Below are 11,829 nucleotides of genomic sequence, written 5' to 3' on the forward strand. Positions count from 1 at the left end.
CTCGCCAGCTGATCCGCTTTCCTTAGGTCAATGCTGGCCAGAACCAGCGTTACCACAACGCCGACGACGGTAAAACCGAGCAGAGCGACGAGCAGCGCCCGGGCGGGTTTCACGCATTCGCTCCTTCGGCCGCCGTCGACCTCACGCCGGACAGTATGCGAGACACGAGACCGCCCCGCGGTCATCCGAACGTGTGTTGTCGTCCGTGACCGTTGATCAACAAGCGGTTGGAAGGCAAACTCGGTGTCCGCTCATGCCGCTGGTCGTGCATGGTCAATCGCCGGGCAACCGTCACCCCTTCGGCCGCCCGCGGACAGATATGCGCTCGCACCGGAGGCGCTCGCCGGTGCCGAAGCGCTACACGTCTTGAAACCAACCGATCGCTGGAGCGTTCATGAAGCTGTCCGCAAGTTCAGACGGCCAACGCTCCTGCAGCGCATCCACTTCCTCAGCGAGGGCATCCGCGGCAGCGCACGTCGGCGAATGCAGGCATCCCGGAAGCCCTGCACTCGCAAAGGCTCGGTGCATATCCCACGCCTGCGCCAGTTCGTCGCGGGAGAGCCGGTGAAGGACGTAGACGCGAGGGTTGAAGTCCCACGTCCCGCCAGCCGTGTCGTCGTTGATGACCATGACAAACCAGTACTCGCGACCATCATGCACGGCAACGCCCGTGATGGGGCCGTCGTACCAGTCGCTGAACCATACTTTCCGAACCTCAGCCAGCTCAGACAGACCCGACAGGCGGGAGACAGTATGCACGGGCTCGACCCTACTGCCGAGCAAGACTGCACAACCGCCGTCCTCCTCTGGCCGCAGTCCGCTCACCAAGGGGGCGCGGTAAGGGGCGTCAGGCGGGATCGAGGTAGGAGCTGACGCTGCTACAGCACAACCCGTCTGATGGCGGCGATCTGGTCGAACCAGTTGCTCAGCCGCGAGATCTTGACCCTGTCGCCGGTTCTCGGCGCCTGGATGATCAGGTCCTGCCCTATGTAGATGCCGACATGGCGCGGGTTGGCCATGGTGCCTTGGCTGCCGGGGATGAAGATGAGGTCGCCGGGTAGCAGGAGCGCCGGGTCGGCTACCGCCTTTCCGGCATTGACCTGGTCAGTGGTGACGCGGGGGATGGAGATGCCGGCGGCCCGGTAGGCCGATTGCATCAGCGAGGAGCAGTCGCATTGTTTGTCGGGGTCGTCGGAGTGCGGGTCGGTGCAGGAGCCACCGAAGCGGTAGGGCGTGCGGAGCTGGCCGACAGCCCAGGAGATGGCGGCCGCTACTGCGGGTGGGGTGTCGACGGGTAACGCGAATCCGGCCGGGAGCGCGTCGAGGGCGTCGGTGGCGCAGTCGGCGAGGGTGTTGGTCAAGTGCTCCACGAGGTGCAGGGCGTCGTCGGTCCATGTGGCGTAGGCGTCGGGGAACGCGGACAGCTGGACGGCTTGCGCGGCCTGGGTGAGTGGCATCGTCTGCCAGCCGGGCACCCTCTGGAGCTTGTCGAAGAACTTGCCCGCCTGGTAGGCGGGCTCGGACAGTTGCGCGATGGTGCCCCAGCCTTGGCTGGGTCGTTGCTGGAAGACGCCGATCGAGTCGTGGTCGTTGCGGTCGCCGAGGTAGGGCAGGTTGCGCAGGCCGGATTCCTGGATGGCGGTGGCGACGGCGACGACCCAGCCCCAGCGGGGTACGCCTTTGGTGACGCCGACGTCGATGATCGTGGCGGCGGTGTCGAGTTGCTCGGTGTCCCATCGGCCGGGGCTGGGCGGCTGCCCCGAGAGGCGTAGGCCGGGTGGGGCGGAGATGGCGCACCCGCCGGGGCCGCCGCCGAGGACGGAGGACAGCAGTAGGAGGGGCAGGCCGAGACAGGCGATGACGACGACCGTGACGACGCCGATGATGATCTTTGCCATGGTGGTGGCCTCTCGGGATAGCGGCAGGGGTCGGTCTGCGTGTGGGGTGTGCGGCTGGACGCCGCGACGTGGGTTCTAGAGGCGGTAGAGAAGGGGAAGTAGCGCGGCGTGGGTCTCGCGCCGGCAACCATGATCAGGGTGTGGGCCGGGAACAGCGAGTGGTCCACGTCGTGGGGTGGCGTAGCGCCAGTCCCAGTGGCCGGGCTCCAAGCTGGGTACGTACCAGAGGGCGTGGGCGGCATCGAGAGACACGGCGCCGTTGGTCGGTGGGGCGAGCAGGGTCAGGGGTTCGCTGGTGCAGGTGGCCAGGCAGTGGGAGGCGGGGTTGTTGTAGATCGAGCGTGGTTGGCTGTGGTGGATCGGGCACCGGCAGTCGCAGGCGCGCCCGCGGGCGTTGCGGTGAGTGCGGCGCGTTGATGTCTCCCGTGGTCACCAAGCGCGAATAGGTCGTGGGCCGCCCTCATGGGGCGGCCCATGCTGAGCGGTCGGGTCAGTCGGTGGACGTGCCGAGGACGTTGCCGGCTTGGCGGAGCAGGTGCTCGATGACGAGGCTGGCGTCGTGGACGTCGGCGCGTGTGTCGATCTTGGTGGCGTTGTCCCAGTCCCAGGTGCCGTTAGCCATAGCGGGGATGTGCCAGAGGTCGCCGTCCTGGTCGAGGAAGAACGCGCAGCCCCGCTGATGGGCTACAAGTGTGAGGGGTTGGGTGGCGCAGGTGATGGTGCAGGCGCAGCCGGCCTCGTTGTAGGTGGTGCGCGGCAGGCGGTGATGAAGGATGCAGCGGCAGTCGCAGACCCTGCGCCACGGCGGCGTGTGCGTCACGGGTTTCCTCCGCATGGGGTGAATGCGCGTACGCCTCGGTCGCCGCCGGCGTTGGGGCGGCTCCGAGGCGTACGCGATGGGTTCGGGTTGTGTCAGGCCGTCATGCGTTCGGCGGTGGGATGGCGGAGGTTCCGCCTGGTCCGAGGAGCAGGTCGTCCTGGACCTGCCGGGTTTCCTCGACGGTGAGCACGTAGGCCGGCAGCCGCGGAATGTGTTCGCGCCAAGCGCGGTAGAGGCGGTGGGTCCCGTCGATGAGGAGCGTGGCGGGCGGCTGTTCGTTGACGCTGATCTGCGCCACGATCAGGGGCTCGGCCACGTCGGTGGTCATGGCGTAGGTCCGGTTGAGGGCGGTGCTGCTCGGGCCGATGACGCTGGTTGTCCACAGGTTGTCGAGATGGGCAAGGCCGTACGCGGCGGCCCACGCTGGCACGTCTAGGGGTCGGGTGTCGCGGGGCGACGCCGCGATCACCGCCTGCGCCGTGTCGATGGAGAACACCCACGGGCCGAAGTGGAACCACTGAGGTAGGCGAGGGCCGGTCACTGGTGGTCCTTTTTCGCGGTGAGGCGGGTGTAGATCGCGATGCAGCGCAGGATCAGCTCGTGTGACGGCAGGGTCAGCAGCTGTTGTCGCTTGTCGTCGCGGAGTTGGTCCCAGATGAGGACGGTGACGCTGGCCGACCACAGGTCGACGAGGACGCCGTCGATCTTGGCGTGCTGACGGTTGGTGACGATGCGCCGCAGCGTGTCGATGAGGGTGGGGTCTCCGGGTGGGTGGTCGGCGTCGTCGGGTCGTTGCGCCTCGGGGAGCAGGGTGTAGCAGTCCTCGCAGGTGGACTCGACGCTCGGCGGGTCTTCGGTCTTCCACAGCTGAACGTCGGCAGCAGGCAGGCCGCACACCGACTGTCGAAGGTCGCGGGGGTGGCGGATGTGGTGGATCACTGGCGTGCCGTCTCGGTTGGTCCGTGCCGATTGGTGCTCGGGGCTGCCATGGGCGTGTCCGTTCTGTGCGCGTCGGGGCAGCGGTCGGTGGACCGCCGCCCCGAGGGGTCGAGGTGCGGTCAGACCGTCAGCAGGTCGAAGGCGGCCACCTTGAGCTCGCCGACGTTGCCGGTGAGCACCCGGTTGGCGCGGGCGAACTCGTTCTTGGCGGGCTGGTAGTGGTCGAGGTACTCAGTGATGGCCTGGTAGCCGGCCCACCGGGTGCCGGAGATGGCCTCCTGGGTGTCGGCCTCGCGGATCAGGTACTTGAGGGTGCCGAGGCGCTGCTTGGCGTTGTTGTGGGTCTGCTCGGACGCGTTGTCCTTGACCGGCCACACCTCGGCGACGACCTTCTCGAACTCGCGCATGGTCAGCTCGGTCTGGAGCATCCGCTCGGCGGCCTTCTCGAAGGTCTCCATGTACGTCCACATCAGGCCCAGCGCCTCGCGGGCCTGGCTGATCTGGGAGTTGACGTTGGAGGTGTGTCGGAACGTGTAGTGCCCGGCGGAGTGGGCGAAGGCGGCGCGTTGGGTGTTGGCGCAGACGACCCGGATCGGGCTGGCGTCAACCCGCAGGGCGGCGGTGCCGTCGTGGGAGGTCGTGCCGATGAGGTAGAGGTCCAGCCGGTCTACCCCGGCGATCTCCATCGCCGTCGGCAGTTTCATCGTGACGAACACACTCTTGCCGCGGCGGAGGCTGCCGGCGGTCTCGAAGTGGGCACCGCCTACCTGATCGACGAGGCAGTCGAGCATCTCGGCGCACTGCTCGTTCTGGACCACGGTGTAGTCGGTGCCGACGATGCCCAGGTACTCGGTTGCGCTGGTGACCGGGTTGCGGCGTACGGTCATGCGCTTGTCGTCGGTGGGGATCTGCACCTCGACTCCGTCGACGATGTCGATGCCGACGGTGCGGATGGTCCGTACGCCCCAGTCGCCGAGTCGGGCGGCGGCCATGATCTCCTCGGCCTTCATCGTGTCCTGGGTGACGGTGCCCAGCTGGTGCCAGGCCGACAGGCGGGCGCTGGCGAAGGCGGTCGTTCCGTCGGCGAACGTTTCGAGTTCGTGGGGCACGGGGTTTCTCCTTCTCGAAATGCCTGCGGGGGCCGAGCGGATCCGCTCGGCCCCCACGATGGGTTGGGGACGGTGTGGGTTAGGACTGCTCGGCGTCGTTGTCGTCCTGGCCGGGTTGCTCTGCGCTGGTGCTCGCGGTGGGGCTCGGGTCGGCCTGGACCGGGTAGGTGAAGGTCAGCGGCGTCTCGGAGGCCAGGAGGATCCGGCCGCCGGCGGCGGCCTTGGTGCAGTTGTTGCGCACCGCCCCGGAGCTGACCGCGCGGCCGAGTTGTCCGCTGATGGCGGTGGCGATGTCCTGCGGGGTCATCGCCCGGCCCGGGTTCGCGGTCAGGACGTCGAGGGTCAGCTTCTCCAACTCGCCTCGGCCGAGCGGTTGGCTGCCGTCGGCGTTGGCGCTCCCGTCGCTGCGGCGGCCCACGATCGCGGTGATGCCTGGCGCGCGCGGGGGGATTCTCTGGGGCAGGGTGATGATGTGGGCTTCGCCGTCCGGTGCGACGACGTGCAGCGTGCCGTCCGCCCGGATCAGGGGTAGCACCGCCGCCGTGGCGCTCGGCGCGGTCACCAGGCCGCGGATGACCTGGTAGCACAGCGGGCAGCGGGGCGGCTCCGGGTTCGGGTCGACCTCGCTGGCCTTGGTCGGACCAGGGATCCACCGCTGTGGCAGGCCGGGCAGCCGGCGGGCGGCGTCGGCCTGCTCCATCGCGGTCAGCAGCCGCGAGGCGGTCGGGTGACTGATACCGCTCTCGGCCACGATCACGTCGAGAGTCGCGCCGCCATCGCCGTGATCGGCCAGGACACCCTTGATGGCCATGACCTTGCGGTCCCCAGGTCGAGCGGGCTGCACGACCGCGACCGTCCGCGCCGGCTCCTCCTCGCCACGGTCGGTGCCGTCCACGGTCGCGCCGTCGGACTCGGCCGCGTTGTCACTGTCGAGCTGGCTGCCCGCCTGGTCGGCCGTCGCCGTGTCCGGCGTGTCGATTGTGTCATCGCTGCCGTCGTCGGGTTGGTCGTGCTCGGCGGCAGCGTGGACCGCATCGGTGGGCTCGTGCCCTACCTCCGTGTGCGGTCGGTCGGCCGTGTTGTCGGGGTCCGGGTCGCCGATGTCGGTCTCGCCGGCCACGTCAACGGGCAAGAGCGCATCGGCGTCGCTCGGCGTGGCGAGGGTCCACCGTGTGGGCGTGCCCTCGGCTAGGTCGGCGTCGGGATTCACCGCGACGATGACACCGGCGTCGGCCAGGGTTTTGATCGCCTTGTCGGTGGTCGACCGGGCCTTGCCGGATTTGTCGGCCAACTCGTGGACGTCGCCCTGACCGAGGTCGGTCAGGGCGTCGAGGACGGCCTGCGTGGCAGGCGTCAGCGACAGCTGTTGCATCAGGATTTCCTTCCGTGGGAACTGGTGGGGACGCCGGGCACCGTGGCGTGCCGGACGGTGGTGCGCCGGGTCGCGGGCAGCGGCAAGCGCGGCAGGCGCGTGACGTCGCGCGCCGCCGAGGGGTGCTGCCCAGGCGCGACCCGGTGGTCGTGGGGTGGGTGGCGCCGCGCCGGCAGGTCAGGGGCCGGGGAGGGCCTCGCCGACGGTTGCGCGTACGCGGCCTGCGCCTCGTCGCCGATGAGGGGTGTCAACCCAGTTGCGGGCGTACCGATACTCCCGGGCCAGTTCCCTGATGGTCTGCACCAGTGCGGCGAGCGTGCTGGCGGAAGCGTTCAGGTCGTCTTCGGTGATCAGTAGGGTGCGTAGCCGGTCCACCGCGAGCAGCAGCTCGGTGCGCAGGTGCCGCAGGGTGGCGGCGGCTTCGGGCAGGTGCGCGGCGGCGGGGACCGGATCGGTGGCGTGTTGATCGGGGGGTGCGTTCGGTCGCCGCGGTGATCCAGCGGGCGATCGTGCCGAGGTGCGGCATGAGGTCCCCCGCTTCAACTGGTGAGGTGGGCGAGCTCAGCGGGTCGAGTTGATTCGGGGTGCGGTTGCGCCAGGTGTCGGAGTGGCGCAGGCGCCACCAGCGCAGCAGGGACCGGCAGGCTGAGGCGAGGTCACCGCACGCGGGTAGCGGATACACCGTGGCGAGCGGGGCTCGGTGATGCGGCTGGGCGATGTAGGCGGTCGGCGTCCATCCGTGCTCGGTCTCGGTGACCTCGCCGATGACGCGATCCGGGTAGGGGATGTTGAATGCCCCCGCGGCCTCGGCGTCGGGCACCACCAGCCAGGTGTGTGGGTCGCTGCGCCGTAGCGTCGCCACGCCACGCGACGGGTCGCAGCGCCGCAGCAGGAGGTACCGCTCGTCGCCGTCACCGATCGGCCGGTGGTTGCGCCAGGCGTGGTAGCAGGTGATGAGCGCGGCTCCGAGGACGTTGTGCCGTTCGCGGGCGATGAGCGCGTCGGTGAGCGTCTGGTGGTAGGCGGCGATGTGCAGGTCGACGCGGGCGGCCAACCCTTGCCGGGCCGTCTCGGCGAGCACACCCACTCGGGCGAGGGCCTCATTGAGGCCGGTGGTGCTGTCGGTGAAGTCGCGGGCAGTCCTGTGCAGGATGCGGGCAAGGTCGCCGAGTGGGTCGGGGGTGGCGGTGTCGTGGCGCCACAGGTGCTCGGGCCGGACGTCGTTGGTGTCGGCGGCGCTGCGCCGCAGCGCCGGATCGGTCAGGAACACGAGAGTTCTCCTTCGCGGACGGGTTGGGTTGTGGGCATGCCGAGCACCGGTCGCAGCGGGGCTGCGACCGGTGCGGGGTGCTTCAGGTGGTAGGTGGTTAGGCGATGGCGACGGCGCACAGGCGTGCGCTGGAGCGCAGGCCACGCACGTAGGCGCAGGCTTCGTTGAGGAAGCGGAACCGGTCGGCGACGGATTCAGTGGCGGGGGTGAGCAGGCGTCCGTCGGTGGTGATCAGCGCGTCGCCGATCAGCGCGATGCGCCAGTGCAGCCCGACGTAGGTGGCTTCGCCGGCCTGGTAGACGGACAGCTCGTACGGGTCGAAGGAGAGAGCGAGCATCGCCAGGACGCGGGGCTGTTGCTCGAAGCGGCGGCGGGCCTCGGCCACGCTGACCTTGGTCGGGTCGGCGTGGTGTTGGGCGAGGTAGTCCTCGAAGGGGCGGGCCGGACGGGTTGTCGCGGCGATGTGGGTGTTCCAGGCCCGCCAGCGCAGGGCGGCGTAGTGGGAGGCTGTGGCGGCGGTGCCGGTCAGGTCGAGGCGACCCTTGCGGCCTCCGGCGGCCATGGTGACCGCGCCGAAGCGGCGGGCGGCGTCGAGGAGGTAGTAGCCGAGGAATCGGGTCAGCCAGCCGATGAGGCGGCGGTGGCGGACCTGGTAGCGGCGGGCGGGGGTGCCGTTGGCGTGCAGAAGATCGTTGACCTTCTCCGAGGCGGCGAACCAGTCGGCGTCCTCGCCGGGGGCGAAGCAGACGGTGATCACCGAAGCGGTGAGCGGGCGGGGTGTGGGCATGACGGGGTGCTCCCTTCGGGAACAGCGGGCGTGGAGTGGGATGCGCGGTGGTGCCACCGGCGCGCGGCGTCTGGGCCGGGAAAGTTGCCGTGTACGGCGCGGGGCGTGAATCACGAGCCGACCGAGGGTGGGCTGTGGGTGATCCCGCTGGCGCGGGCAGATCCGAGGAGGACCAGACGGGGCGGCGGTGCGAGCAAAGAGAGAAGAAGCTGCACCGTAGCCGTGGGACCTGACAGCGTCAGCGTTGTCAGGAACCTTGACCATGCCGGTGAGCTGCGCTGACAGGATTCGCCGTGGGAGTGCCAGGGTCTGTCAGGGTACGAAGACACCGTCGTCGTAGTTGGGGTTGTCCGCCACAGGCTGCCCGTGGTCGCTGGGCAGCTCGGCGAGCCGAACCCGAGAGGTGGCGCCTACCGGGAGCCAGACGGCCTCGGCCGGTTCGGCGGTGTGGGTGGCGGTCGCGACCGGTACATCGCCGTGCTGGCCGCGCAGGAGTTGGTGCAGGTGATCTTCGCGTTGCTCGCTGCTGAGCCAGAGCAGCACCGGGTAGCGGGGGCCGCCGCGGCGGATCAGCTGCGCGTACCGGTCGAGTTTGGCCACTACCCGGCCGAGGGGTTCGGTGCCGGTGTCGGCCTCCAGGAAGAACCCCGCCGTGGCGTCGGCGACGCTCCACAGGCCGTGACCGTCGGCGGTGATGGTGCGGAACTGCTTGGTGGTCATCGTCTCGGACCACCACCGGTCCAGGCGCGCCTGGGGGTGTTGGCGGGCATGCACGGTGAGCCGGACGAAGAACTCGTTGGCCATGAGCAGATGGGTCAGGTTCGGGTTGGCCGAGAGCCGGTCGACGATCTGATGGCTGGTACGCAGGGTCGGTTCGGGCCGGCGGTGAGCGGCGGCTTGGAACCGGTGCCCCTGGTGGCCGAGCGTCCAGTGCCACGGCTGGCTACCACCCCCGGCGCGGGCGAACCGGAACCGGTCCAGCAGGCCCAGGGCGGCCAGTTCACCGAGGCGGATCTGACAGGTCCGTCGGGCGAGGAACAGCATGCGGTGAATCTGATCGGTGGTGAGGACCTGGTGGTCATCGAGCAGCTGGAGAAGCCGACGGTCACGGCTGGTGATGTGGGGATAGATGGACAGGAGGGTGACCGGTCGTGATTGCGGCATAGCTGGATACACCCCTGGAGAGAGAGTCCCGTAGGGAGTCTGGATGAGTTGATCTCGGTTCCAGTGCTGGCGTCGGGCGGGTTGGGGCAGGTCAGGCACCTGACAGACCAGGGGCGTGGGACTCGTGTGGGGACTCGTGTCGCGGACACCCCCAGACGAGTCCCCAATGCCGCACCCAGCCGAGCCCCTATGCGAGCCGGAGTGCTTAGCGGTCGCGGTCGGTCATACGCCGCTTCATCGCGGTACGGGCGAGCTGCTGCATCGGCGGCTCACCACCGGTGCGGCCATGCGCGGAAGCGCACTCCTGCCGGATCGCGGTCGCTTCGCCCACCAGCGGCGCCGGCGGGTTGGTCACGAAGGTGAACGCGGGTAACTCCCGATTGCCGACCAACAGCCGGGCAGCAGCCGTATAGACATCGAGGTGCGCGAGGTCGTGTTCGTCCAGCTCCGGTTTGGTGTGTCGGGACAGGTCCCGCGCGTCAGCGGGGTCGACGTTGAAGAACAGCTTCGTGCGCGCGTTGGCCGACACCGCCGCGGCGATGTCATTGGGCAGTTGCGCCAGGTCCTGGTGCGCCAGGACGAGCCCGAGCCGAAAACCGCGGGCCTCGGCCAGCATGTCCCCGACGCTGCCGGGCAGCGTGAGGAAGTTGTGGCACTCATCGACGTAGAGGTTGGCGTCTTTGCGCTGGTCTTCGGGGACGCTGGCGCGGGCGATGGCGGCCTGCCAGACCCGGGCGACGATCATCGAGCCGAGGATGCGGCTGGTCTCCTCGCCGAGGATGCCCTTGGGTAGCCGGCACAGCAGCACCCCGCCGTCGAGTACCCGGCCCATGTCGAACGACGAGTGGGCATTGCCGATCACGGATTTCACGAAGTCCCGCAGGAGGAAGGCCCGGAGTCGGGCGAGGACGGGTGCGATGACCTGGCCCCGGAACTGTTCGTTGATGCCGTCGTACCAGAGCCAGAACCCGCCGAGGCCGTCCGGGTCGTCCAGGCCGTGGGTGAACCGGGCCCGGAAGTCCCGGTCCTGCAGCAACGATGGGACCAGGCTCAGGGTTGGTTTCGCGTGGCGCATCAGGGTGAGGCAGGCGACGCGCATGGTGTCGTCCATGCGGGGCCCCCACTGGCCTTGAAAGATCTTGGCGAAGATGCCGACGAGGTTGTCCACGGCTAGGTGCGGGTCCCCGCCGTCATCGAGGGGGTTGAAGCAGCCGGGGTTCTCCTGGTCCGGGTCGATGATCACTATCTTCTTGGCGTAGGAGGCGGGTAAGCGGTCGAGGATGTCGGTGATGAGGTCTCCACGCGGGTCGATGACGACGGTCCCGCGTCCGGACCTGATGTCGCCGAGGATCATGTTCAGCAGCAGCGTGGACTTGCCGACGCCGGTCTTGCCGACGACGTGTACGTGCTGGCGGGCGTCGGTGACATGCATGCCGATGCTGTGTTGGCCGATCTGTGAGCGGCCCAGCACCTTCACGCCCCGGCCGCCGGAGGGGACCTGCACGGGCGCCGGCACGGCCTTGGCCCGGGCCCGATCGAGGCCCGGGACGGCGAGGTCTTGCGGCAGCGCGGCGAGGGCCGCGAGTTCCGGGACGGTGGCCAGGAACCCGCGCCGCAGTCGCCGCCTTGCGATCGTGGCCACCGGGTGGGGCATCTTCATCCGGCGTAGCCGGTTCGGGCCGGTGTACGCCGCGGCGGCCGAGGCGATGGTGTGCCCAAGCCCGCGGAGGCGTTCGCGGACGTGGTTGGCCTGCTCCTTGTTGACTGGTGCGCGGTCGGCGGCGACGGCGAAGCGAACCGCGATCTCGAAGTGCGGCACCCGCACCGCCTTGTCCACGACGCTGCGGGCGTTGGCGGTGGCTACCGGATCCCTTTCGGCTGCCCGCGCCGCTGCGGCGCGCGTCGGGCTGTGCGGCCGGGACGGGCCGGGCAGGAAGACTTCCAGGAGCCATAGCAGAGGCTCGATGGCCAACCGCGCCGCACCCGAGAAAGCGTGGGCCGCCATGTCGGGCCGCCCGTGGGGGTGATTGCGGGTGGTGGCCGCCGCCCTGCGGGCCACCCGCACGCGGCGGGCGGGTGCCGGGCGGGCGAGGATCTGCACGCACGCCTGTTCGCGGTGCCGAACCTCAGCCCCGGCGGCAAGCAACGCCCGAAGCGGGTCGGTGTCGTGCTCGCTGCGCAGCGGCAGCCCGTCGGTGTGCTGCGGCCAGTGCGCCCCGCCCACCTGCTCGCCCACCTGGGCAGGGATCGGCGCGGCGGCATCGGCGATCGTGAGGGTCGCGGCGGGCCAGGCCGCCCGGACGGCGGCTTCGACCGCGCCGGGCGGCACCGTGCCCGGCACCCAGACCCGGATGGTCAGGTCACGGCCGGTCCAGGTGTATTCCCACCCGACGTGTGGGTACCCGTACACCCGGCGTCGCCACACCGACGGTGTCAGCACGCCCGTGAGCGTCGTCCAGAACGCGGCGGC

The 11,829-nt window shown here is 69.7% G+C and carries 11 protein-coding genes; all 11 read right to left on the reverse strand.

Translation table 11 applies throughout. The features are described 5' to 3' along the window. Positions 1-357 precede the first annotated feature (357 nt). The gene (locus KBX53_RS08960; protein ID WP_210858555.1) at positions 358-759 is read right to left on the reverse strand and encodes a hypothetical protein; all 402 of its coding nucleotides are present in this window, start codon (positions 757-759) and stop codon (positions 358-360) included. Positions 760-878: 119 nt separating this feature from the next. Next, positions 879-1,898 carry a C40 family peptidase gene (locus KBX53_RS08965; RefSeq protein ID WP_210858557.1) on the reverse strand — a complete coding sequence of 340 codons (1,020 nt, stop codon included), beginning with the start codon at positions 1,896-1,898 and terminating at the stop codon, positions 879-881. A gap of 490 nt (positions 1,899-2,388) precedes the next feature. Continuing rightward, positions 2,389-2,718 (reverse strand): hypothetical protein, encoded by a 330-nt coding sequence (locus KBX53_RS08970; protein ID WP_210858559.1) that lies wholly within the window; start codon positions 2,716-2,718, stop codon positions 2,389-2,391. Positions 2,719-2,818: 100 nt separating this feature from the next. Then, a complete protein-coding gene (locus KBX53_RS08975) occupies positions 2,819-3,259 on the reverse strand; it encodes a hypothetical protein (protein WP_210858561.1) in 441 nt (146 codons plus the stop codon). Next, a complete protein-coding gene (locus KBX53_RS08980) occupies positions 3,256-3,657 on the reverse strand; it encodes a hypothetical protein (RefSeq protein WP_210858563.1) in 402 nt (133 codons plus the stop codon). The genes KBX53_RS08975 and KBX53_RS08980 overlap by 4 nt, the downstream gene beginning before the upstream one ends. A 119-nt stretch (positions 3,658-3,776) precedes the next feature. Next, positions 3,777-4,766 carry a DUF932 domain-containing protein gene (locus KBX53_RS08985; RefSeq protein ID WP_210858565.1) on the reverse strand — a complete coding sequence of 330 codons (990 nt, stop codon included), beginning with the start codon at positions 4,764-4,766 and terminating at the stop codon, positions 3,777-3,779. Between the two features lie 79 nt (positions 4,767-4,845). Continuing rightward, positions 4,846-6,138: a MarR family transcriptional regulator gene (locus KBX53_RS08990; RefSeq protein ID WP_210858567.1), complete on the reverse strand. Its 1,293-nt coding sequence runs from the start codon at positions 6,136-6,138 to the stop codon at positions 4,846-4,848. A gap of 247 nt (positions 6,139-6,385) precedes the next feature. After that, a complete protein-coding gene (locus tag KBX53_RS09000; protein ID WP_247675336.1) occupies positions 6,386-7,408 on the reverse strand; it encodes a hypothetical protein in 1,023 nt (340 codons plus the stop codon). Positions 7,409-7,505: 97 nt separating this feature from the next. After that, entirely contained in the window at positions 7,506-8,195 is a 690-nt protein-coding gene (locus KBX53_RS09005; RefSeq protein ID WP_210858571.1) for a hypothetical protein, read from the reverse strand. A 312-nt stretch (positions 8,196-8,507) separates the two neighbouring features. Further along, positions 8,508-9,359 (reverse strand): replication-relaxation family protein, encoded by an 852-nt coding sequence (locus KBX53_RS09010; RefSeq protein ID WP_210858573.1) that lies wholly within the window; start codon positions 9,357-9,359, stop codon positions 8,508-8,510. 205 nt (positions 9,360-9,564) lie between these two features. Beyond that, positions 9,565-11,829: type IV secretory system conjugative DNA transfer family protein (locus KBX53_RS09015; RefSeq protein WP_210858575.1), on the reverse strand; the 2,265-nt coding region annotated here is incomplete at its 5' end.

Origin of the sequence: Micromonospora sp. M51, from assembly GCF_018070305.1 — a bacterium.
Classification (GTDB): domain Bacteria; phylum Actinomycetota; class Actinomycetes; order Mycobacteriales; family Micromonosporaceae; genus Micromonospora; species Micromonospora parva.